21 protein-coding genes and 1 pseudogene are annotated in these 23953 nt (G+C 52.3%); 9 read left to right on the top strand and 13 right to left on the bottom strand.

Going from position 1 to position 23953, the window contains the following annotated elements; translation table 11 throughout:
- The first annotated feature begins 20 nt into the window (after positions 1 to 20).
- Positions 21 to 743, top strand: a complete 723-nt coding sequence (locus tag OGY71_RS12665; RefSeq protein ID WP_003832717.1) for a substrate-binding domain-containing protein — start codon at positions 21 to 23, stop codon at positions 741 to 743.
- On the opposite strand, the gene OGY71_RS12660 is transcribed toward OGY71_RS12665, so the two are convergent.
- The 6 genes from OGY71_RS12660 to puuE all read right to left on the bottom strand — a co-directional run bounded on the left by OGY71_RS12660 (position 730) and on the right by puuE (position 8311).
- On the bottom strand, positions 730 to 1482 hold the full coding sequence (locus tag OGY71_RS12660) for an ABC transporter ATP-binding protein (RefSeq protein ID WP_126956269.1): 753 nt from the start codon (positions 1480 to 1482) through the stop codon (positions 730 to 732). The genes OGY71_RS12665 and OGY71_RS12660 overlap by 14 nt on opposite strands.
- Positions 1479 to 2483, bottom strand: coding sequence for a FecCD family ABC transporter permease (locus tag OGY71_RS12655; RefSeq protein ID WP_286613380.1), 1005 nt, complete (start codon positions 2481 to 2483; stop codon positions 1479 to 1481). Before OGY71_RS12655 ends, OGY71_RS12660 begins: the two co-directional genes overlap by 4 nt.
- Complete coding sequence (locus OGY71_RS12650; RefSeq protein ID WP_286613379.1) at positions 2470 to 3525, bottom strand: ABC transporter substrate-binding protein; 1056 nt, start codon at positions 3523 to 3525, stop codon at positions 2470 to 2472. Before OGY71_RS12650 ends, OGY71_RS12655 begins: the two co-directional genes overlap by 14 nt.
- 157 nt (positions 3526 to 3682) lie before the next feature.
- Entirely contained in the window at positions 3683 to 4693 is a 1011-nt protein-coding gene (locus tag OGY71_RS12645; protein ID WP_003832713.1) for an ABC transporter substrate-binding protein, read from the bottom strand.
- 9 nt (positions 4694 to 4702) lie between these two features.
- Positions 4703 to 6835 carry a TonB-dependent receptor gene (locus OGY71_RS12640; RefSeq protein ID WP_286613378.1) on the bottom strand — a complete coding sequence of 711 codons (2133 nt, stop codon included), beginning with the start codon at positions 6833 to 6835 and terminating at the stop codon, positions 4703 to 4705.
- Between the two features lie 213 nt (positions 6836 to 7048).
- Positions 7049 to 8311, bottom strand: coding sequence for a 4-aminobutyrate transaminase (gene puuE / locus OGY71_RS12635; protein WP_003832711.1), 1263 nt, complete (start codon positions 8309 to 8311; stop codon positions 7049 to 7051).
- 106 nt (positions 8312 to 8417) lie between these two features.
- Here puuE and pdxR point away from each other — a divergent pair, with 106 nt between their 5' ends.
- Positions 8418 to 9893: a MocR-like pyridoxine biosynthesis transcription factor PdxR gene (gene pdxR, locus OGY71_RS12630; RefSeq protein WP_197385024.1), complete on the top strand. Its 1476-nt coding sequence runs from the start codon at positions 8418 to 8420 to the stop codon at positions 9891 to 9893.
- Between the two features lie 43 nt (positions 9894 to 9936).
- Here the strand turns inward: pdxR and OGY71_RS12625 are convergent, their stop codons facing one another.
- From OGY71_RS12625 to OGY71_RS12610, 4 genes are all read right to left on the bottom strand, one after another.
- Positions 9937 to 11145: a c-type cytochrome gene (locus OGY71_RS12625; RefSeq protein WP_126956259.1), complete on the bottom strand. Its 1209-nt coding sequence runs from the start codon at positions 11143 to 11145 to the stop codon at positions 9937 to 9939.
- Between the two features lie 3 nt (positions 11146 to 11148).
- Positions 11149 to 13041: an NAD(P)-binding protein gene (locus OGY71_RS12620; RefSeq protein WP_063941525.1), complete on the bottom strand. Its 1893-nt coding sequence runs from the start codon at positions 13039 to 13041 to the stop codon at positions 11149 to 11151.
- Positions 13042 to 13129: 88 nt separating this feature from the next.
- Positions 13130 to 13603: an ester cyclase gene (locus OGY71_RS12615; RefSeq protein WP_063941524.1), complete on the bottom strand. Its 474-nt coding sequence runs from the start codon at positions 13601 to 13603 to the stop codon at positions 13130 to 13132.
- Between the two features lie 11 nt (positions 13604 to 13614).
- Entirely contained in the window at positions 13615 to 15042 is a 1428-nt protein-coding gene (locus OGY71_RS12610) for a gamma-aminobutyraldehyde dehydrogenase (protein ID WP_003832703.1), read from the bottom strand.
- Between the two features lie 315 nt (positions 15043 to 15357).
- On the opposite strand from OGY71_RS12610, the gene OGY71_RS12605 reads away from it, so the two are divergent.
- Both OGY71_RS12605 and OGY71_RS12600 read left to right on the top strand, forming a co-directional pair.
- Complete coding sequence (locus OGY71_RS12605; protein WP_003832701.1) at positions 15358 to 16083, top strand: FadR/GntR family transcriptional regulator; 726 nt, start codon at positions 15358 to 15360, stop codon at positions 16081 to 16083.
- A gap of 24 nt (positions 16084 to 16107) precedes the next feature.
- Positions 16108 to 16806, top strand: a complete 699-nt coding sequence (locus OGY71_RS12600; protein WP_003832700.1) for a cache domain-containing protein — start codon at positions 16108 to 16110, stop codon at positions 16804 to 16806.
- A 21-nt stretch (positions 16807 to 16827) separates the two neighbouring features.
- On the opposite strand, the gene OGY71_RS12595 is transcribed toward OGY71_RS12600, so the two are convergent.
- A complete protein-coding gene (locus OGY71_RS12595) occupies positions 16828 to 18309 on the bottom strand; it encodes an APC family permease (protein ID WP_003832697.1) in 1482 nt (493 codons plus the stop codon).
- Between the two features lie 332 nt (positions 18310 to 18641).
- On the opposite strand from OGY71_RS12595, the gene OGY71_RS12590 reads away from it, so the two are divergent.
- Positions 18642 to 18782, top strand: coding sequence for a hypothetical protein (locus OGY71_RS12590; protein WP_003832695.1), 141 nt, complete (start codon positions 18642 to 18644; stop codon positions 18780 to 18782).
- Between the two features lie 51 nt (positions 18783 to 18833).
- Here OGY71_RS12590 and OGY71_RS12585 read toward each other — a convergent pair whose 3' ends face one another.
- A complete protein-coding gene (locus tag OGY71_RS12585; protein WP_003832693.1) occupies positions 18834 to 19727 on the bottom strand; it encodes a LysR family transcriptional regulator in 894 nt (297 codons plus the stop codon).
- Between the two features lie 305 nt (positions 19728 to 20032).
- On the opposite strand from OGY71_RS12585, the gene OGY71_RS12580 reads away from it, so the two are divergent.
- The 4 genes and pseudogenes from OGY71_RS12580 to OGY71_RS12565 all read left to right on the top strand — a co-directional run bounded on the left by OGY71_RS12580 (position 20033) and on the right by OGY71_RS12565 (position 23138).
- Positions 20033 to 20866: an ABC transporter substrate-binding protein gene (locus tag OGY71_RS12580; RefSeq protein ID WP_003832692.1), complete on the top strand. Its 834-nt coding sequence runs from the start codon at positions 20033 to 20035 to the stop codon at positions 20864 to 20866.
- Position 20867: 1 nt separating this feature from the next.
- Positions 20868 to 21686 carry an amino acid ABC transporter ATP-binding protein gene (locus OGY71_RS12575; protein ID WP_003832690.1) on the top strand — a complete coding sequence of 273 codons (819 nt, stop codon included), beginning with the start codon at positions 20868 to 20870 and terminating at the stop codon, positions 21684 to 21686.
- Entirely contained in the window at positions 21686 to 22471 is a 786-nt protein-coding gene (locus OGY71_RS12570) for an amino acid ABC transporter permease (protein WP_003832688.1), read from the top strand. Before OGY71_RS12575 ends, OGY71_RS12570 begins: the two co-directional genes overlap by 1 nt.
- Positions 22461 to 23138: pseudogene (locus OGY71_RS12565) on the top strand (amino acid ABC transporter permease). Before OGY71_RS12570 ends, OGY71_RS12565 begins: the two are co-directional and overlap by 11 nt.
- Before the next feature lie 9 nt (positions 23139 to 23147).
- Here the strand turns inward: OGY71_RS12565 and ydhT are convergent.
- Positions 23148 to 23912 carry a protein YdhT gene (ydhT, locus tag OGY71_RS12560; protein WP_373371600.1) on the bottom strand — a complete coding sequence of 255 codons (765 nt, stop codon included), beginning with the start codon at positions 23910 to 23912 and terminating at the stop codon, positions 23148 to 23150.
- Positions 23913 to 23953 lie beyond the last annotated feature (41 nt).

The raw sequence follows: 23953 nt of genomic DNA, 5'->3' as shown, positions 1-23953 counted from the left end.
TTCGTCAGAGCCAGGATACTATGCCCTCTTCCATCCTCCTGTTCGCCGCGGGCAGTTTACGCCCGGCATTTACCCCGCTGATAAACCAGTTCACGCACATGAGTGGAATAGACGTCAAGGTTGAATATGGTCCGGCCGGTTTATTGCGTGAGCGTATTGAAGCGGGAGAACCGTGTGCGCTCTTTGCCTCGGCCAACAGGGAACATCCGCAAAACCTGTTAGCACGTAATAAAGCCGTCTCTACGCACACCTTTTGCTGGAACAAACTGAGCCTTGTCAGCAACCGAACCGGTGTCTGGCTGGATTTACTCCGCGACCCAACTCTGCGACCAGGTACATCAACGCCCGGCTGCGACCCTTCCGGAGACTATACCTGGGCATTTTTCGACAATATGGATGTACTGGAACCAGGGCTCGGGCAACAGCTTCGGACGCGCGCAATCCCACTGGTGGGTGGTCGTGATACGGTAAAAATCCCGCAAGGAGAACTGGCGAGTACCTGGATCCTGCGCCAGGGACTGGCCGATCTGTTTATCGGTTACGCGCATTACGCACACGCGCTGCGCGCGATGCCCGACGTACATTACGTGGCTATTCCCGATGAGCACAATATTCGCTGCGAATACCAACTGGCGGTGCTTGATGCTTCCAATGAAGTCATGGCGCTGGTTGAATTCATACTCTCCCGCGCCGGACAGGAATTTCTTAGCGCCGCAGGATTCTTACCGCTTAACGACGAATAGAAAACAACGGTGCGATAAACGGCGTCTGATAGTTCTCCACGCTGAGTTTTCGCAGCGTTAAGCCATAAGCCAGGAATAAATTCTCCTCCGTCACAATGCTGTTCGTGGGCCCAGCCCGCCATTTCCCTTCAGGGAGTAGCAGCAAAGTATGGGAAGCAACCTGTAACGCATGCAGCGGATCGTGGGTCGAAAAGACAATACTGCATCCCTGTTGATGGGCCAGATCGCTGATTAACTGCAGCACCACCTGCTGATTGGCGAGATCCAGCGCGGAACACGGTTCATCAAGTAACAACGTTTGACACTCCGTCACCAGAGCCCGGGCAATCATCACCAACTGTTGCTGCCCGCCGGAAAGTGAGCCAAAAGAGCTGGAGGCGAGATGCGCGATATTCAACTGCTCTAACGCCTGCATTGATCTTTTTTGATCCTGCGGACTGGGTTGCGCAAACAGCTTCACGTGCTGTGCTCGCCCCATCAACACCACGTCGCTGACCGCGTACGGAAACGGCAGATGGCTATGCTGTGCCACAATCCCTATCCCACCGTTATTTTCAATACTCCCGCCTATAGCAGGCAGCGTGCCGGTTAACGTATCGAGCAGTGTACTTTTACCCAGGCCGTTGCGTCCCAGCACGGCCCAGATCTCACCTTTCTGGCAACAGAACGTTAGCGGCTCAAATAACGGCGCGCGATACCCATAAGTAAGCTGATGTACACGCAGTGCGGCAGGTATCATGATTTCTCCCGACGTCTGGTACGAATGAGTAAGAAAGCAAACAACGGCGCGCCGAACAATGCGGTAATGATCCCCAACGGTATCTCCGCGTGCATCAGGGTACGGGCAATATCATCCACCACAATCATAAAACCGCCCCCCAACCAGAAGGCGCACGGTAGTAAACGACGATGATCAACCCCCACCAGCAAACGCGCCAGATGAGGAATCACTAATCCAACCCAGGCAATACTGCCGCTGACCGCCACCTGAGCGGCGACCAAAAATGCGCAGCACACTAAAACGCTGCGTCGCAGAGGAACCACCGCCACGCCCAGTGCTCTGGCATCTTTGTCATTGAGCGATAACAGGTTTATCCGCCAGCGTAGCTGGTACAAAACCGTCGCGGCGATACCGACCGGAACCGCCAACAGCAGCACTTTATGCCAGTTGGCCGTCGCAAAGCTGCCAAGCAACCAGAACACAATATTAGGTAACGTCTCTTCGGTATCAGCCTGATACTGGATCAGGCTCACCAGCGCGGCAAAAAAACCGCTCAAAATGATACCCGACAGGATCAATACCAGCGTATTCTCCAGCCCCTGTAACGCAGCAATGGCATACACCAGGATCAACGCTGTCAGACCAAAGAAAAACGTTGATCCCATCATCAGCCAGGGCGAAAGACCGAGCAGGATGGCCAGTGTTCCACCAAAGGCCGCCCCCGACGTCACGCCGATAATATGCGGGTCGACCAGAGGGTTATGAAATACCCCTTGCAGCGTCGCGCCGCATAACCCAAGCGCGCCCCCCGCCAGCAGTGCCATCAGAATACGCGGTAGCCTGACTGTCCAGATAACCTGGCTGCCTATTCCCTCAGCGTCGCTATAGTGCGTCAGGTGGTAAAACACCTCGCTTAACGACAGCGGATACTGTCCGAGGCATAGCGAACTGACGCCCAGCAACAGGACCACAACGATTAAGAGCGGTTGCTGGGGCAAAATACGGTTATTTAGCTGCATCAGGCTGCCAGTTCACACGATAAAAACGTTGATAGTAGTCCTGGGCCTGCGCATCAACGTCCACGTTTTTATAGGCATCCGGATACAGTTTTTTGGCCATCCAAAGTTCACCGATCGCCAACGCTTCCGGCATCGGATAGCCCCAGGCTTTGGCATATTCAGGCATCAACCAGACGCGATGATTTTTCACCGCATCAATCCCCTGCCAGTTTGGATCGTTTTGGATCTGAGTTACCACCTGCGGATAGCGATCCTGGACAAAAATCACCTGCGGGTTCCACGCTAATACCTGCTCCAGCGCAACCTGATGGGCACCTTTCACACTGGCAGCCGCCACGTTTAATCCCCCCGCGTGCTGCATCATCAGTCCCGTGTACTTCCCGGAGCCGTAGGTCATCAGGTCGGGGTTAGCCATATAAATACGGACTTTTTGCGCATCCGGGATTGTTGCAACCGGCGCATTGAATTTAGCCCGCGCGGCAAAAATGTAGTCAATTAACGTTTCGGCCTGCGGTTTGCGCCCAACCACGTCAGCGATCAGGCGAATACCCTGCTTCAACCCTTCGTTGTAGACCTGCTCTTCATCGGCCATGGTCGGGTTCATTTTATTCTGTTGCCCGGTGGCATCCTTACGTAACGAGATAGCCACGACCGGAATACCGGCGTTCTGAATCTGCTGGATCATCTCCGCGGGCGCATAGTTGGCGACAAAAACCACCTGCGGATGAATCGCCAACAGGCTTTCGATGTTCACGCTGGTGAGATCGCCTGGCGTCGGCAATGTAGTAATCGTCGGCATAAAGCGCGCAAATTCAGGCCCGAGCTGCTTTTTCCAGCTCGACATCACACCAACAATGTCCTGCTGGGCATTGAGCTGAACCAGAATATTCAACGTCTGGTGTTGCAGCACGACCACTTTGTCCACGTGGTCAGGAATCGTGACCTGTCGACCAAGCTGATCGGTGATCGTGCGGTCGGCCTGAGCAGAAAACGCAAACAACATGCTGGCGCAAACCAGCACAAAAGAGCGGAAAGTTAACATGGGATACCATCTGAATAGAGGAGTAAAAACGATATGCATTAAATTATATAACGAGAGGCCTGGCAAACCATTTTCATCATGAGCGCACCAAACCCCACATTTCAGAGGGGAAAAAATGGCGTGCAATCCTTATCACGCCTGTCTTTATACGTGAGCGCTACTCCTGTGGGGGTAACGCGTTTAAAACTCGCATCGCCTGCTCCTGAGTGAGCGAATAATCGAAGAACTGGCGATAAAAATCTCGCGTTACGCTGACCATATCCAGGCCGCTAAACAGCGCAGGATGCAGTTTTGATGCGGCCCACTGCAGCTGCAACGCGCTTTCAGTGCCGTAACGGTCCCAGGGGAACACGCCCGCCGGATTGCGCCAGACGTTACCCTGTTTCACTGCGTTAAGTTCTTTGAACAATGCCGCATATGGCGAACTGGCGATATCACCGCACCCCGCACCGAGAATAATGACCTGTGGTTGCCAGTAAAGCACCCTCTCGGGCGACACCTCTTTCATGTTGCCGTCAACTTCACCTGCCGCATTCCGTCCACCCGCCAGCGTAATCCAGGTATCGATCAACGTGTTCCTGCCGTCGACTTTAAGCGGATTTAGCGATTGAATATGAAGTACCCGAGGGCGCTGATTTTCCGTCAGCTCCGCAGTTTTAGCCTGCACATCCGCGAGCACACGGTTGAGATACTGATTGTAAGCCGTTGCCCGGACGCGAGCCTGCTCGGTACCCAGAACCTCTGCGGTCGTAGTGACCGATTTTTCCATCGAAGCATAGTCAGTAAATGCCATTTCAAGGACCGGAATACCCGCCTGACTGTAGCTTTGAGCATCCCCTTTTCCTTTTGCCACAAACACCACGTCGACGTGCCGGGCCAGCAAATCCTCACTATTAAATGATGTTCCCCGTATCTGTAAGGCTTGCCTCAGAGAAGGATTGATTTTAAACATCCATGGCTGGTTTTCCTCATGGTTGACCGTCGCAACAATGTTACGACCTGCGCCCAGCGTCATCAGCACCGAATGATGTGCAAACCAGCCATCCGCAATACGTTCAACATGCGTGGGAACGGTAACTGTGTGACCAGCATCATCCACAACCTGGCGTGTTGCCAGGGCAGGAAACGCCAGCCACACACAAAGCAGCCATGTGTGGCACGTTTTCATAAGCAACCTCTAAAAATCAACCTGAACAGAAAACTGAGCCTGGCGCGGTGCGCCAAGTTGAGCGCTGGCAGCCCCTGCACCCGTGTAACCAGTCAATGCGCCCGGAACAATATTGGTCCAATAGTGACGGTCGGTGAGATTGGTGATATCAAACCGGAAAGTGCTTGGCGTGTTCCACAGTCTGGTGGCATAACGCGTACCGATGTCCACCGTGGTGTAACTCCCGACCCAGCTGTCGTTGGCATTATCGGTAGCCCGACGTCCGACGTAATGCACGTTCGTGTCGACATCCAGTCCCGGAACCCGTTCGATGGTGTAGATTGCGAGGATATTCGAGGCGAAGCGCGGCAAACCAACTACTTGCTTACCATCCGCATTGCTGGCCGCGGTATTATGAAGTGTTGGATCAAGCCAGGCTCCCCCGCCTAACACGCGCAAATTACGGGTGATATGCCCATCAGCCATCAGTTCCAGCCCACGGTTCTTCTGCGTACCATCCTGAGCAAAATCGCCATTGTCGTTGGTATAGGCAAAGGGGCGTTTGGCTTCAAAAAGCGCAGCGGTAAGCAGCAGATCTTTTACTGGCGCATATTTTGCGCCCACCTCCAGTTGATGGCTACGGTAGGGATCTAACACCTGCCCGGCATTGCGCGCTCCGGCGGGCGCGGTATCGCCCTGCTGCAAACTGTCCGCCCAGGTGGTATACAGCGTGACGTTCTCCACCGGTTTATACATAAGGCTGGTAGAACCGCTCATGCCATTGTCCTGCTGACGGCTGCTTTCATGTCCAGCTTTGTTGTAGTTACTGACGGTAAAGAGGTTCTCACTGCCGGAAAGCAGCAAACTCCACTGCGGGGAAAAATGCAGCGTATCGCTGAGCAAAAATGCATGCTGAGTGGTGGTCGCTGAATGATAGCGATCGTTAAAATCTGGATACGGTGGTCGTGGATAGTCGGGATGTTGATCGAGAGAAGAATGCCCCAGAGTGAAAGTGCCGCCGTTTCTTGGATTATAGTTTTTCCACACAAATCCACGCATTCCGGTAGCAATATCCTGCGTCAGCCAGCCGGTATCAACGCTACCGGTCAGGTTCGCTAAATAACTGTTGATGGTAAAGCGACTGGCCGCCGAATTAGAGGTTGTGGTGGTGTAATCGCCCCGGTTATCCGTCAGGGTGTTGGTCACGGCAGTCGACTCGCGGTCTGCAACCTGGTGCAGCGCCCCCAGGTCCAGCATCCAGTTGCCGTCAAAATCATGCTTAATATGCATATCGACGGTAGTCGTTTCGTCATCATGACCCGCATAAGATTGACCATATTTACTGTCCGTAGGATCAAATGCCGCGGGAAAGTGAACGCCTTTCGCCAGGGCAAAGCTACCCGGCATGCCTTTTTCGTAATAATGGTAATAGCTGAAATTACTCTCCAGCACCGTTTGATCTGTCAGTTGAAAGTCCAGCCCCATGCCAGCGTACTGTCGACGGACATGGCTATCGGTGGTGTAGCTATGGCCCTCATCGTTCAGCAAGTTGAGGCGATATTTCACCCGGTCTCCCGCATCGATTGGGCCGCTGAAATCCATCGATGCCAACGTTCCCGACCCTGTACCTTGCCCTACTGTGACGCGATGCAACGGTGTATCGACAGGTCGTTTAGACACCAAATTAAACATCCCTGCTGGATTAGCAGGGCCATACAGCGATCCAGCGATGCCGCTCAACACCTCAATGTTCTGGAACTGTTCGGTCGAATATTCCGTCGTGGAGACGGCGTTCAGGCCATCAATCATATGGTTTTGTACCACGCTCCCCTGCATGCCGCGGGTTTGTGGGCGGACGCCGTCACCCTGAACGGACGGTAGGTAGCGATAGGCGTCTTTCACATCTTTGATTTGTTGCTGATCCAGCACTTTTTTCGACAACGTCTGCACCGACCAGGGAACGTCTATCAACTCTCGCTCGCCGAGGCTACCTAACGTTGCTTTTTTTTCGCTCGCCGGAGGTTCATGTTCCGATAACGAGGATTGTGACGTGGCTGGCGCCGAAACGATGACGGTATCTTCAGCATGAGCCGTGACGGCAGTAGAAAAACAGGCAAAGGTTAACAACCCAGAGGCCACTGGGGTAAATTTGTTATTTAACATTCGTTAATTCAATTCGTTAGATAGAAAGACTGGAGGCCGCTAACGCAAGCGCCTTCTCTTGAAGAGTACAGTTATTATATTTGTATGATGAATAGGATAGACCCAATCGATATATATGTAAATATATAACGACGTGTTGTTGATAAATCCACGACAACAAAAAAGCCGACGGTGATGACGACCGTCGGCTTTGGGTAAATGACAATTAACGAATTACTTGGTTGCTGCTTTGATAATATCGAGCGCTTTGGCGAACTGATCCTGCGGAATTGTCAGCGGGTAAAGGAAACGAATAACGTTGCCATACTGACCGCAGGTCAGCAGCAGTAATCCTTGCTCAAGGGCTTTCTTCTGCACGCGTTGCGCGGCTGCGGCGTTGGGTTCTCCTGTCGCTGCATCACAGAATTCAGCAGCAATCATAGAGCCTAAACCTCGCACTTCGGCCAGTTCAGGACACCCTGCTTGCGCGTCTGTCAGAGCGGCGCGCAGCTGTTCGCCGAGAGCCGCCGCACGCTGGCATAGCTGCTCATCACGAATGATATCCAGCACCGCATGGGCCGCTGCAATCGACAGCGGGTTTCCGGCGTAGGTTCCCCCCAGACCACCCGGCGCAGGCGCATCCATAATTTCGGCTTTGCCCACGACGCCTGACAGCGGCATGCCGCCCGCAAGGCTTTTCGCCATGGTCATCAGGTCCGCTTTATCGGCGTAATGATCCATCGCAAACAGCTGACCCGTACGGGCAAACCCGCTTTGTACTTCATCAGCAATCATCACGATGCCATGCTCGTCGCAAATACGGCGGATGGCAGCCACAAACTCTGGCGGTGCCACCACGAAGCCCCCTTCACCCTGGACGGGTTCGAAGATAATCGCCGCAACCTGGGTTGGATCGATATCGGCTTTAAACAGACGCTCAATCGCTTTTAGGGAATCCGCCGTGGAAATGCCCTGCAATTCAGAAGGATACGGCGCATGGTAAACAGAGCCTGGGAACGGGCCGAACCCTTTTTTATAGGGTGCCACCTTGCCGGTTAACGCCATCGTCATGTAAGTTCGCCCATGAAAACCACCGCCAAATGCGATAACGCCAGGACGGCCGGTATGCGCGCGCGCAATTTTCACCGCGTTTTCTACTGCTTCAGCCCCGGTAGTGAAGAATGTGGTTTTACGCTTGCCGTCGATTGGCGCAACGGCGTTGATTTTCTCAGCCAAAGACACATAGCTTTCGTACGGGACAATCTGATAAGCCGTATGGGTAAAAGCCTGAAGTTGCGCTTCGACTGCCTGCACCAGGCGAGGATGGCGGTGTCCGGTGTTCAGCACGGCGATCCCGGCGGCAAAATCGATGTACTGATTGCCTTCGATATCGGTAATTGTGCTGTTTTCTGCCGACTGGGCATAAAAATCACACATCACACCCACGCCACGCGGGGTGGCATCCAGACGACGTTGTTGCAGGTTTTTATTGTTCATTCTCTACACCTTGTCCATTAATACATTTCGGTTGAATTACCCTTTAAATTTAGACGCCGTCTGGTACTTTAATCGAGAGCCAAATCGTTTTATTTTAAGGATCCAAATGCGTTCACTTGCCGGAGATGTGATCAAGCATGCATTTAATCAGCAGACTGACGAAAAACTACATCGCCGCCTGTATGCCGCCATTTGTAGTTGCATCCTCGAAGGTAGCCTGAAACCGGCTACCCGAATGCCTCCGTCGCGTGACCTGGCAGGAGAGCTGACGCTATCGCGCAATACCGTCCTGCGGGTGTACGAACAGTTGCAAGCTGAAGGGTATATTTCCGCGCGCACCAGCAGCGGCACATTTGTGACCGACAGCGTGCTGGACAATCTCGACCTGCGTCCTGACAAAGAGCCTGTTGCTGCCGCTCTGGAAGATCACACCCGCTTATCCGCCCGCTGCCTTGAGCTGTTAGGTAATGCCAGCGCCAGTCCCCGTCAGTGGGGCGCGTTTATTCCAGGCGTACCTGACGTAGAGCATTTCCCACACCGGGTACTCAAGAAAATTCAGGACCGGCTGGCAAGACGACTGCGCCCGGAGTTTCTCACTTACGATGCAGCAGGCGGCGTGAATGAGCTAAAAGAAGCACTGGCAGACTATCTGCGCACCGCTCGCGGCGTACGGTGTTCACCGGAGCAAATTCTGATTACTGAAGGTATTCACCAGGCCTTGGATCTGGTGACCCGGACTTTATGCAACCCCGGCGATCACGCCTGGATTGAGGAGCCGGGTTACTGGGGAATCAAAAATATTCTGCGCATCAATGCCGTTAATTTTTCTGCTATTCCGGTTGATGAACAAGGCATGGTCCCGCCGGATGCAGGTGAAACACCGCCAAAACTTATTTTTGTGACACCGTCACATCAATACCCACTCGGTTCTGTAATGAGTCTGAGTCGCCGCCGGCAACTTCTCTTTCGCGCACGTGAAACGCGAAGTTGGATAGTGGAAGATGATTACGACAGTGAGTTCCGCTTTTCCGGCCAGCCGATTCCCTCTTTGCAGGGGCTGGAAGAAGAGACACCGGTCATTTACATCGGGACATTCAGTAAGACCCTCTATCCCGCACTGCGACTCGGGTATGTCGTGCTACCTAAATCGCTAGCCGCTCCGCTGAAAAAGGTTCATAACGACCTTTATCGTGGTGGACATCTGTTGATTCAGGCCGCACTGGCGGAGTTTATTCGCGAGGGTTATTACGCGGCACACATTCGGAAAATGCGTCAGCTATACAGTCGTCGTCGCCAGATGCTGGTAGAGCTTATCAGCCGCCAACTTGGTGAACATTTTCTTGGTTCTTTCAGCAGCAACGCCGGGCTGCATATGATCTTACAGTTACCCGCCGGGAGTGATGATGCGGTCATTGCCCAACAGGCGAATGCGCAAGGGTTGCTGGTGCGCCCACTGTCACGCTACTACGTGAATGAAGAGAAACGCAGCGGCCTGTTGCTGGGGTTTGCCAGCATTGAAGAGCATGAAATGACGGCGGCGTTTACCCGACTCGCGGATATTATCAGAGTAAACACCGTGTAAGCACTGCCGGATGGCGGTGCAAGCACCTTACCCGGCATACGATTTAATGTGACGCTTTTTTAACGCCAGCCAGGTCTTCCTGGCTTACTTCGCGATTCCCTTCACCCCAACTTTTACGTACGTAGTTAATCACGTCGCGCATTTCGTTGTCGCTTAACAAGCCACCGTAGGCAGGCATCTTAAAGGAGACGCTGCCACGCGTTGTCGGTGTTTCTGCGCCGTGGGCAATCACTCTGAACAGCGGTGTCGGGTCATCAACCATCACCAGTGGATTGTTAACTAAAGAAGGCGCGTTATCATCCGTACCTTTCCCTTCCAGACCGTGACAAGTTGAACAGTAGCGGTTATAGGTCACTTTGCCCGCCTCAGGTGAATTCGACCAGGATGCTGTAGTCGCCGCAGCACGTACCGTTTCAGGCTTCCCACTTTTCAGGCTCAACAGATATTGGGCGATCGCCGTGGCATCTTCGTCGGTCAGATACTGTGTACTCTGCGTGACGACTTCAGCCATCGAACCTGAAACCGCGGCATGCTTGCTTTTACCAGTCAGCAACAGCGATTTTAACTCCTGCTCAGACATACCGGTGCCGCGCAGCGACGGTGCATACCAGCCGTCAATCATCGCGCCGCTCAGGTATTCGGCATCAGCATTAGTATACGCTTTTTCGTTCATCGCCATGCCTCTCGGGGTATGGCATGAACCGCAGTGTCCGGGGCCTTCCACCAGATAAGCGCCTCGTTTTACCAGGGCAGCATTATCATCCGTTTTCGCGCCCTCTACAGCCGTCACTGGCGCGTCGGTAAACAGCCAGTTCCAGATATGCAGCGGCCAGCGGGCGGAGAGTAGCCACGGAATGGCATTCTCTTTATTGGGCTGTGCTGACGGCGTGACGTCATGCATAAAATAGCTATACAGCGCCTTAACATCCTCGTCAGAAAGTTTTGCATACGAGGGATAAGGCATCGCCGGATAGAGCGGATGACCATCTTTGGCAATCCCCTGCCGTACGGCCTTCTCAAAATCCTCGTAAGAATAGTTACCAATACCCTGCGTCTTGTCCGGGGTAATGTTGGTCGAATAAATATCCCCTACCGGAGTAGGAAACTTTTTGCCCCCCGCCATCGCTGCACCACCTTCAGCGGTATGACAGGCGACACAGTCTGAAATTCGCGCGATGTATTCACCGTTAGATTCAGCAGCGCTTACCGAAGCGGTAAATAAACAGGCGGCGAGAATGGTTACGTTACGCATAGATCACCCCATATCCTTGAGTTCATTAACCGCACGCCATGCCTGATCGATTGCCGTATGGGCATAAGCACTCCAGTCAGAATCGGAGTTAGCGATGGCAATGCGACCGACTGGCTGACGCGCCCGCTCGATAATTTCTGGCATCTTATCCATATCATCGAACAGCGAGTTGGCGTAGTACGCATAGCCATGCGCCCAGCGGTTAACCGTAATGGCGGAAATATCGCGTTGATTATCAAAGCCTGTTGAGCCAAACATCTCCTGCAACTGGGAGCGAATCATCTCCTCATGCGCCGCAAAGGTGGTCCCCAGCAAATAGGCTCGTCCCAGACGGAACTGCTCTCTGGCCGACAGGTTACTACCCGGATAGGTCGGCACATAGACCATATGAATGACCATCGGGTCGTCCGGGGAGGCCGGATGTTGATACCCACCAATACTGACCGGATAGTCGAGCTTGACCCTGCTATAAGGTGCCGCCGGAGAATAAAACTCATGCACGCCAAGCTGTTTGAACGCCTGCCAGTTTTTGACCACCACGTTGGTGTACACCAGCGGTGCCTTCACGTTCAGTTTAAGATCCGCCTGCTGCTGTTCCGGCATCTCAGGCACCAGATACGGGATCATCATGTTATAGCCTGCCATGATGGTGTTCTTACCGCGCACACGGTGCATTTTACCGTCACGCAGATAGGTCACCGCCACGCCATCCTGCACGTTGGCCGCATTAATCACCGTGCTGTTCAGGCGCAGGCGCGTAGTGTTTTCCGGCAGATCCAGCTTTTCGTAATGTAGTCTGGCGAGGACAGAGTCTTCCATCGTGTTGCCCGGTAGCGCATCCGGCAGCATATATCTGACTAACAGGCGGGCTAACCCGGCGTTACCGTCCGGGAAGTGGTAAACATACGGCTCTTCGAGGTCGGCCAGCGACTCTCCGTCCAGCGGCGGTAACCCCATCCCTTCCATGCCGGGTAAGGCGCACGCCCTGGCATCACTACAGGAAATACCTTCAATACCAATAGCAAAGAAGTCGTTGGAACGCTGCTGGAAATAGAGCAGCGCCATTTTGCTCAAACCGACTTTTGTTGCCAAAAATTCACTGTAGCTGTGGGTATCCAGCCATTCCATTTTCTCATCGACCGTCATTCCCGGCAGGTAATCACCGGGCCGGACGTGCAGGTCGATCAGCGCTTTTCTGTCATTCTCACTTAGCGGAAAATCATTGATAAAGTCTTCAATTTTACGCCCATTGAGCCTGTCCGGCGGAATATCATCAGATACCGCGCGGCCCGGATCGCCGCTGACGATTTTTGTTTCGCCAAAATTCTTCTTATCGAAGAAAACGCCACGACTGAGCTGCCAGTCGGGGTAGAAGTTTACGTCAAAACTCTCTTTCAACCGCGTGACGCTGACGCCCACGGTTTCCATCAACTTTTGTACTTCAGGGCTGAAATTATGCGCAGGGGACTGGAATGCTTCGCTGCCACCATAACCGAGTAATTTCTTACCCGAGCTGGTAAATTCATTGCGTTTGGCGTGTCCACCAAAGTCGTCATGGTTATCGAGGATCAGGATCCGGCTATTTTGCCCGGCAACTTGACGCCAAAAACAACCGGCAGCTAACCCGCTAATACCGCCACCCACAATCACCAGATCGTACTCTTCCTCAACGGGCAGAGCGTTTAAATCAAAATGTTTATGCTCGCGACCTAGCGCATGCGCCATTTCAAACGATCCAGGATGATTGCCCCGCAGCCCCGTCAGCGCAGGAGGATAATAATTTCCATCTATAAATGCGTTTCCCTTTCCTGCCGCCCTGACCCACTCCAGCGGGGTAAGTCCCGCCGCAATAGTCACCGCGACGCCGTTGAGAAAATCACGTCTGGTAATTGCCATTAACTTTTTTCCTTATTGCTACACACTGCCTTTAATACGACACAAATAAGAGAGATACCCCTTCTTATTTATAAAGGGGTACAACCGACTACTTCACTGGCTTTAACTCTTCATCCAGTTTTTTAGAATCATAATAATCACCCTGCCAGGTGATTTTTCCTGCTTTAACATGAATATAGCTGACGCCTTCAAATTTGATCGGATTATTTGTCGGCGGACTCCCTGCCCATTCACCACTATTTTTACCTGAAAATTCCCAACGAAAGGCCACGGTGTCTTCGTCGTAGACGGGCTTGCCGACCATTTTCCAGCTAAGATCTGGAACCGCCTTAATAAAAGCGCCGATAACCTCTTTTTCTGCTTTTTCCCTGCCGTTTACCGGTTCTCCCGCGGCGGCATCATAATAGACCGCATCATCAGCAAGAAATTGAGCGGCTCGCGAAGCATCATGCGCATTCCACGCCGCCATATACTCTTTTACGGTATTCAGCGATGTACTTTCTGCCAGGCTATAGCCCGAGAACATCACTAATGAAAGCACCGCGAGTTTTAATGTTTTCATCGTAATCCTCTCTATTCAGAAATGTCGCACATGATATGTTTCACCCGAGTGTATTCCTCGAGCGAATAAGATGAGAGATCTTTGCCATAACCCGATTTTTTGAACCCGCCGTGCGGCATTTCGGCGCACAGAGGAATGTGATTGTTAATCCACACCGTGCCAAAATCGAGGTCAATGCTGAAGCGTTGGGCGCGACCATGATTACTGGTCCAGACGCTGGCGGCAAGACCATACTCCACATCATTCGCTTTGTGTAGTACCTCTTCGTCAGTAGTAAACGACTGAATAGTCATCACTGGGCCAAATACTTCATGTTGAATAGCTTCATCATTTTGATGCACTCCGGAGACGATCGTCGGCTCAAAATAGAAGCCTGGACCAGGCCCGACGCGCCCACCGGTTTCAATTTTCGCATGTGCCGGTAAACGCTCAATAAAGCCTTTCACCTGCTCCAGCTGATTCCGGCTATTCAATGCACCGTACAGTGCATTTTGATCTTCTGGCGGCCCAAATTTGATTCTTTTTGTTTTCTGGATCAGTTTTTCCAGAAACTCAGCGTAGATAGATTGTTCTACCAGAATCCGCGTAGCCGCTGTGCAATCCTGCCCGGCATTGAAAAAGCCTGCCGTGGTGATCGTCGCAATCGCCTTGTCTATATCCGCATCGGCGAACACGATTGCGGGCGCTTTCCCGCCCAATTCCAGGTGTGCTCGGGTCAGGTTTGCCGCCGCCGAAGCCGCAACCTGCAAACCCGCACGGACCGAACCGGTAATAGAAACCAATGAAGCCTTCGGGTTTGAAACCACCAGCGAACCAGTGCTGGCTTTGCCCAACACAACGTTAAATGCCCCTCTCGGGAACAACGGTGCGGCCAGTTCAGCCAACAGCAGCGTACTAACTGGCGTGGTGTCGCTTGGTTTTAACACCACAGTGTTGCCTGCCGCCAGCGCTGGTGCAATCTTCCACACCGCCATCATGAACGGGTAGTTCCACGGCGTCACTTGCCCAACAATACCCAGCGGTTCACGACGAATGGTTGAAGTAAATCCTGCGGAATATTCTCCAGCCGCCTTTCCTTCAAGACAGCGCGCCGCACCAGCAAAAAAGCGGATGGCATCGCAAGATGCCGCGATCTCCTCTTTCTCAATAAAATGGCGAAGCTGACCGGTTTCCTGGCTCTGCGCGGTTACCAGTCGCTCAACGTTACGTTCAATCTCATCGGCCAGCCGCAACAATGCTTTTTGCCGCTGTGCCGGCGTCGATTTTCTCCAGATGCTAAACGCCGCCTCCGCTGCTGAGTAAGCCTGCTCTACCTCCGCCTCGTTAGCGTTGGGAGATATTGCGTACGTTTCACCGTCAACCGGACTCACCAGTTCGAAGCTATCTTCGCTACTGCCTGCTACATAGTGCCCATTAATAAAATGCTTCAGGGTTTTCATGTTTGTCTCCTGCCAATTAATACATAAAGAATCTTATGTAATATATATATTGTAAAATTTTTTCAAATGCGCAACATTGACACTATGATAAGCCTCGCATTTTTAACTTAATTTTTACATTTTCAGGATGAGGCTTTTTATTGCCAGCTGACGCGTTACGCCCAGCTCATCATAAGGTTATCGGGACACACATCCGCTTGTGCAGTGACGTTGCGCCCAGGCATGTAAAATAACTCGGCCATTCTTACCTTCCTTGCCCGACGGGCATGTGTTAAAAATGGTCGTTGTTTCAGGGAATTGAGTACAGAAAAGATTATGATTACTCACGCGGTCATATTTGCGCCTATCGGGCAGGTCAGTCGTTCAGACCAGATAGTCCAACGCCTTTCAAATGCCATTATCACGGGGTTGCTGGAGCCAAAAGAACAGCTCCCCAACGAAACTGATTTGGCAAAGATGATGGGTGTCTCACATATCACTATCAGAGAAGCGCTAAACACGCTTCGGGCTAATAATCTTATCCATACGGTTCGTGGTCGTAATGGCGGGAGTTTCGTTTGCGAAAATATTGATGGCAAAAATAGCGCCCTGCATCCGTTCAAGGCGATCAGTACGGATTATCTGTCTGATCTGGGTGAAATGCATTGCGCCATTATTAGCCATAGCGCGCGGCTGGCTTCCCGACGGATGACCGGTGCGGATATCGCCAAATTTCGCGAGTTTGTCGAGGTGCTCAGAAAGGCAAACTCACCTGAGTTGATGACCCAGGCCGATATGCGTTGTCTGCTGGCGATTGCCGCAAGTTCGCATTCAGCGCGACTGGCCAATCAGGAGCTGCAGGTTCAGGCTGAATGGGCATCGCTGGTGGCGATACTTTATCGCACAGACAGTATTCATGCAGAAATTACCGCGCTTTATTCGGCGCTGGCCGATGCGCTGGCTGCTCACAACGAGGCAGAGTCAGTACAGTTTGCCACGCGGATCATCGACACGTTTACCTACTACCTTATTGAAAAAAAGCTGAAATATAACTCGAACTGACAATCAGTGAAGGCAGGACAGACAATGAGCTCTTCGACATCCCTAAGCGCATTAATTCGTAAAATTGATGACATTACTGTTTCTACCGTAGATTCTACCGTTGCGCTGGCGAGGAGCATCCATGAGGCGATTTCAGGGGTACAAAAGGCCTCAGCCGAGGTCGTTCTCGACCCCTCAGTCAGATCCACCGTTCAACAGCACATCAAGCGCACGCTCAATAACAACCATTACTGCTCAGGGGCGGGATTCGCCAGCCATATTGAGAGCACCGCAACCACAAAAGAGTATTGGTTGCTGGAGTGGTGGTATAAGAAAGATAATGGTTTGAGCCAGGCGCATCTGGATTTGGATCAGGCCACGCAACAACGACTGGACTTCAGAACCTTTGAGTGGTTTAAGCATTCTCCTCCGGCTGGCAAAGCCTATATCCACGGTCCCTACGTCGACTATATTTGCAATATCTCCTATACCCTGACGTCAGCCGTCCCGGTCTACTACAACGATCAGTTTCTCGGTGTTGCCGCGGTCGATCTGCTGGTCAGTCAGATAGAAGCCGAACTGCTTTCCTGTGCCCATCCTGACTATGTGATTCTGACTAATCTGGAAAACAGGATCATTTTCTCCAGTTGGCCACGTTTTCGCGTGGGTGAATTGCTGTCACCTGCAAACAGTACAGTGGTGTATCAGAGCGACTACTTTATCCTTTATCACTATCAAAACTAAGGGCCCGAAGGCCCTGAGTTTTTAGTTATCCTGCCCCATATTGAGCTTATTGGCGTAGGCAATGGCGTCGTTTTCCGGCGCCGCTGAACGACCAAACGGACGGGTCAGGAACATATAAATAAGCCCCGAGCCAACAACAATCGCCAGGCCAAACAGGACCGTCCAACGGTCGATGAAGTCGCTGCTGTCTGCCGGTTGCGCCAGTAACCAGATCCCGCACAATCCGTAAGCTAACGCCAGCACATTCACGATTACGCCCCAACCGCCAATAGTCCACTCCCCCGCCGGTTTCCAGCCTTTCAGACGCTGACGCAGCGCGGCCAGCACAACCATCTGGAACGAGATGTATATCCCGATTACAGCAAACGCGGTGATACGCGACAGGTTATCTGGCTGGAAATAAACCCAAACGCAGATAATCACTGGCAGCAGGCAACTGACGACCATGGCATTATCCGGAACACCATTTTTAGAGATTTTGGCCATCCATTCACTTCCCGGCAGCATTCTGTCGCGGGAGAAAGAAAAGATAAGACGGCTTAACGCAGCCTGCAGAGACAAAATGCACGACAACATGGCGATAATTGCGACGACGATAAAGACAGTTGCGCCAGTTTCGCCCAGAGCTTCATTAAGGATTGCAGGGATAGGATCGGACGTTTTGCCATTCACGATGCTGACCAGATTCGGTGAAGCCAGCAAATAACCCATAACAGAAATAATGGCGGAAATCGCGCCGAATACGATGCTTAAAATCATCGCCACCGGGATCTTTTTACTTGGATTCTGCACCTCTTCCGCAACGTTACCGCAGGCCTCAAAGCCAAAGAACATAAACAGCCCCATCAGCGCAGCGGACATAAATGCAGTGGAGTAGCTGCCGTCATGCGCCAGCACGCCCATCGAGTCAAAAATCACAGAGAACGGCTGCGAACGGTGGAAAATCAGCAGATAAATCCCCAGCGCGATCACGCTGACAATTTCACACCAGAAACCAATTTTTGCCACCCGGGCCAGATTTTTAGTCCCGGACATATTAACGGCCATCATCAACAGCAGCAGCAGGACAGAAGTCACCAACATCGTGGCCGGCGTCTGACCATAGTGGAAGAGTGATTCAACAAACGTTGATGTATATTCCGCGATCGACGTAATGGTGACCACCAGCGCCCACAGGTAGATCCAGGCGGCGATCCACGCATACTTCTTGCCCCACAACCTTCTGGCCCAGGGGTAAAGCCCGCCGGTTATCGGATACTGGGAAGCAACCTCACCAAACACCAATGCCACCAAAAGTTGCCCACATGCGACGATTAAAATCCACCATACTGCGGGCGGCCCCGCCAGCGTTACGGCCAGCGCAAACAGCGAATAGACGGCAGTAAGCGGCGACAGGTAGGTAAAACCCAACGCAAAGTTTGAAATAAGACCTATCGATCTATTGAACTGTTCTTTGCCATCTTTTTGAAAATTATCGTTTTTCTTATCAGGTGTCTGTTCCATATAGCTTTCTCTTTTGTGGAATAGTCGCAAGGTTGAACGATTAATGTATAAAAGATATTAAGTTATATGTATAGTGATTTTGTCGCAGATTTGTTAAAAATGATCGCGCATCACGTTAATGAAAAAGTGGAGATAAAACGGTAGAGAGAGCGAGAATTTTGCGGTATTTACAACCAACGATTCTTTAGCAATTGCGAACCATAGGCTATTTTGGCGGATAAATACGCACAGCGGATTGCGTTCGATGCTAAGTAGCAAGAATCGCTGCTGTTAAGCAACATTTTTGCAATATAATAACGTGATGTTAAACGCTGAACCTGAGCAGGTGAATGATGGAAATTGATCTCGATAATCTGGTCTTTGATGGACTGGAAGAAGCGCAAGAGCGTAACGCTGAACGTCTGGAAGATGCAGACAAGAAAGCGCAGGAAATTATTGCTGATAATGACTGCGGCGACGCCTGCAAAATCTGATTTCCAAACCGGCGTAATGCCGGTTTTTATTGCCTGTTTAAGCCACCCGCTTCAGCCCGTATACCGCAACGCCTCAATCAGTTGCGCAAAAGCGGCGGTATGCTGTTTTCGGCTGGGATAGTACATATAATAGCCAGGAAAAGGTTCACACCAGTCCTCTAACACTTTTTCCAATGCCCCCTCAGCAACAGCCTGTTCGACGGTGTCTTCCGGCACAAAAGCCAGCCCCATTCCCGCCATCGCTGCGCTAATTCGCGGAGGTAGATTGTTAAAAATAAGCTGCCCTTCCACCCGTACGCGCAAATCTTGCCCGTCTTTAGCAAACTCCCAGGCGTATAATCCGCCCAACGTCGGCATGCGCATGTTAATACAGCTGTGATTTTGCAGGTCGTGAGGGGTTTGCGGTTTGCCATGACGAGCAAAATACGCCGGTGACCCCACCACTACCATGCGCCAGTCCGGGCCAATTCTTATGGCGACCATGTCTTTTGCCACCTGCTCACCGAGCCGAATACCCGCGTCATAGCGGCCAGTCACAATATCCGTCAGACTATTGTCGATGGTCATTTCCACATTCACATCAGGGTAAGCCTGCAAAAACGGCTCCAGCGCGGGCCAGACGGTAGATTGCAATGCATGTTCGCCCAGCGTCAGGCGAATGTTACCGGCCACGCGCTGACGGACATCGGTTAATGCCAGCAGCTCTGTTTCAATGTCATCAAAACGCGGGCTGATACTGTTGATAAGCCGTTCTCCGGCTTCGGTCGGCGCAACGCTGCGCGTGGTGCGGGTCAGAAGCCGTACATCCAGCCTCTCTTCAAGCCCACGAATCGCATGGCTTAGCGCGGATTGCGAAACCCCAAGTTTTGCCGCTGCCCGGGTAAAACTACGCTCGCGGGCAACGATAATGAGATAATAGAGATCGTTAAAATTATCACGCAGCATGCTTATCCCCACTCCAGACCTGTTGTGACATATGGTACAGGTCCGGAGGGTATTCCAGTAGCATTTCTGGACATTAGCACAACTCAATCTTATTCAAGCGTGCTCTCTCACAAAAACAAAATGCGAATTATTACCAGGCTTATGCACGATTTTACCTTTCACTCATGCATTATTTTCACCCGCTATTAACACATCCTTCACTAATAACATTTTGTATATAGATAAGAATTTTTTCTTATTTTGTCCCAACCGTAAGTTATGGGAGCGTAAAAAGCACAAACCAAAAACTACAGGGATTTCATACAATGATGGCAACGAAAACGTACCGCGCTAAAAAAACACTGCTGGCATTGGGCGTGCTGCTGGTCTCAGGACTTACCGTCTCGCAGGTTCAGGCTGACCAACTGGCCGATATCAAAGCCGCAGGCGTCGTAAAAGTCGCGACATTTGACGCGAATCCTCCGTTTGGCTCCGTCGATGCCAAAACCCATAAGATTGTCGGCTACGACGTTGATTTTGCCGAAGCGCTGGCCAAATCCCTTGGTGTAAAACTGGAACTGGTGGCGACCAATCCGGCAAACCGCATTCCGTTATTACAATCCGGTAAAGCTGATTTAATCGTCGCGGATATCACGATTACACCTGAACGGGCGCAGGTAATAAATTTCTCCGTCCCTTATTTTGTTACCGGCCAGCAGTTCCTTGTGCCAGCAAAATCTCCGGATAAGCTCGATGAATACAGCAAGGCACGCATCGGCGCGGTAAAAGGCACTACTGGTGAACAGGCACTGCATCAGCGCTTCCCGCAGTCGCGCGTGGTGGCCTACGACGACATCCCGCTGGCGTTAACCGCGCTACGCAACGGCAATGTTCAGGCCATTACCCAGGACAGTACAATTCTGGCCGGTTTATTAGGCGGTGCGCCGGATAAAGCCGATTTCAAAATTCTGCCGGACCTGCTGAGCAAAGAAGAGATCGGCGTGGGGGTGAAAAAAGGTGAGCCAGCGTTGTTAAAAGCCGTCAACGATGAACTTTTGAAGCTGGAATCTACCGGGCAGGCGGCCAAAATTTATGATGTCTGGTTTGGTCCTGAAACCAAAAATCCGCAACCCCGCGCCTTTAAAATAGAAGCCAAGTAATATGCTCTCAGCCCTTTTTCATCGCTCCGCAGCTTCGGCTGCGGATTTTACCCATTTGCGCCAGGCGAGCGTCGAACTGCGCAATGTGATTAAACAGTATGACGCTCATTCTGTCCTTAACGGCGTTAGTTTGGCGGTTGAACCCGGTGAAGTGGTGACCATTCTGGGGCCTTCCGGCTCAGGAAAGTCCACTCTTATACGTCTTATCAACCAGCTTGAGTCGCTCAGCGGTGGCGAAATCTTCATTGATGGTAAACCGATTAGCCAGTTGCGTGGGGCGGCGTTACGCCAGCTACGTAGCCGTATCGGTTTCGTATTTCAGCAATTCAATCTTTATTCGCACCTGACTGCGCTGCAGAACATCGCGCTGGCGCTGGAATATGTTCACGGCTGGAACAAGACGGAAGCGGAACGTCGGGCACTCGAGTTACTGGAAAAGGTAGGACTGGCGGAAAAAGCCAACGCCTATGCCGCGCAGTTGTCCGGAGGGCAGCAGCAGCGCGTGGCCATCGCCCGCGCACTGGCTTCATCACCGCAAATTATTCTGTTTGATGAGCCCACTTCCGCGCTGGATCCGGAAATGATCGGCGAGGTACTGCAGGTGATGAAAAATTTGGCCCACAGCGGTATCACCATGATCGTCGTGACCCACGAAATGCATTTTGCCCGCGAGATTGCCGATCGGGTGGTTTTCATCGATGGTGGCGATATTCTTGAAGTGGCCCCGCCGGAGGATTTTTTCGTCCGACCACAGCACCCAAGAACCCAGCGTTTCCTGAAAAAAGTGCTCGACCCGTTACACCAGGAGTCATCATCATAATGCATGCAATGGACTGGCAGGGAGTGCTGAGCGGGCAACCCCTGCAATGGATAATTTCCGGTTTTCTCACCACGCTCTGGGTGACGCTGGCAGGTATCGTGCTCGCCACGCTCATTGCCATCTCACTGCTCGGCCTGCGCCTGACGGGCAATCGTCTCGCTAAAGCGATGGTCGGGGTGTGGGTCTCGGTGTTTCGTAATACACCTTTACTGGTGCAACTGATGTTCTGGTATTTTGCCGCCTGGAACTGGCTACCCCGTGACGTCATTAGCTTTATCAATGCCGATCATCCATGGTCAATTTTGCCGGGTGATGTCTGGTGGTTAACACCGGAGTTTATCTGTTCAGCATGGGGGCTTGGCGTATTTACCTCAGCATTTTTGGTTGAAGAGATCGCCTCTGGTTTACAAGCTGTTTCTGCCGGACAACGCGAGGCTGCCGTGGCGCAGGGGTTTTCATCCTGGGCGATATTTCGTCATATTCTGCTGCCTCAGGGGCTGGCAAACGCCTGGCAACCGATTGTTGGGCAATATCTCAACCTGTTGAAGCTTTCCTCGCTTGCCAGCGGTATTGGATTTGCTGAGCTCACCTACCAGGTACGGCAAATTGAGAGCTACAACGCGCACGCGCTGGAAGCCTTTGCCGTTGGCACCGCACTCTATCTGTTTACCGGCATCGTTCTGGGTATGCTGCTTACCCGTCTTGGCCCTCAGTCTGCGTCGGGTAAATCGTCAAAGATAAGAATGCGCATCTTCAGCGTCAGGAGCATACTGCATGATCGCTAATGTTTCGGTCATTACCGACAATCTTGACTATCTCCTGTGGGGACGTGTAGCTGAGGGGCAACCCGGCGGCGTCCTGCTCACTTTGCTGATGGCTATCGGTGCGGCTTTGCTGGCGCTGCCTGGCGGGATCGTTCTTGCCTGTTGTGCCTAGCGATTTCCGGGCGCGGTTCGCAACGGATTGTTTATCTGGGCGGAATTTATTCGCGGCATTCCGCTCATCTTTGTGATTTTCTGGATGTGGTATTTGCTACCCATGCTGACCGGAAGCGATCTGCCCGGTGCCGTTACCGTGACACTGGCGCTGGCATGGTTCACCGCCGCCTCGGTGATGCACTCGGTGTATGCTGGAATTAGCGCACTGCCTGGCGGGCAATATGAAGCGGCAGTTGTTCAGGGTTTTCGCCCGGATCAGGCCCTATGGCTTATCTTGCTGCCGCAGGTGCTGCGTAACGTACTGCCGTCGCTGACAGGGATTTTTATTGGGCTACTGAAGGACACGTCACTGGCGTTTATTGTTAACGTGCCGGAACTCACGACGGTTGCCGGTCAGGTTAACAGCCGGGTGCAGATCTACCCTGCTGCCATTTTTATCTTTACCGGGCTGGTCTATTACCTGCTGTGCTTTAGCCTTGAAAAAATCACCCAGCGCCGATTCGCACTAAAATGACCTCTCGGCTCAACATTCCACGAACTGATGGTCTTCGTTGAGCCGATATTTCACGCCCGCCCGAATGTTATTTTCCCCTTCAACGGCAAGCGCAAAACGCATTCTTTCGCCATCGTGATAAGCCAGCGCCGCACATCCGCCGGGACCAAGAATTATCGAGTCGACAGCACCGGTACTGGCAACAACGGCGTTCTCTCCGCTGGCAATAATGTGGATATTGTCCGCGCAGTTAGCGATTTTCGCCTCTGCGCCAAAACAGGCCAGCTGGGTTAAATCACCGCTACTGGCAATCCGGTTTCGGTCGCCGAGCGAACTGATACGTACGCGCATGCCGGTACTGGCAATACGCGTTCCGTCGCCCACGCTGCTGATACGCGCCGAGTTTCCCGCAATCGCTATTCGTCCGCGATCGCCTGAACTGCCGATATGCGTGTTATAGCCTACACTGCCAATCCGTGCGCTGTAACCGGCACAGGCGATCTGCGCAGCATACCCGGCGCTGGCAATTTTAACGTTGTCACCCGCACTGCTAAACCGGGCATAATCTTCCGCACTCGCCAACGGACGGCTGGTTTCCCCCGCGGCTTGCTCACAGGAAATATTCCCCATTGCGTCAATATCCTGCTGAGCAAAACTCGCCTCTTCCCGCCATTTTGACCAGCCGTATTCCACCAGGCTATTTGCCCAATCGGTATACCCTTCCCGCTGGAGCGCGCGATGAACATCGGCATAGCTTCCTCCTGCGGGAAACGCGCGTAGAAACCAGCGGTACATGACGGGCCCAACACGCCAGGCCCGTAAGTCACTTCGCGTAA

The organism is Citrobacter sp. Cpo109, assembly GCF_030332565.1.
Lineage (GTDB): Bacteria > Pseudomonadota > Gammaproteobacteria > Enterobacterales > Enterobacteriaceae > Citrobacter > Citrobacter portucalensis.
The sequence above is the reverse complement of the archived record's forward strand: the minus strand, read 5'-3'. Positions and strand labels throughout refer to the sequence as shown.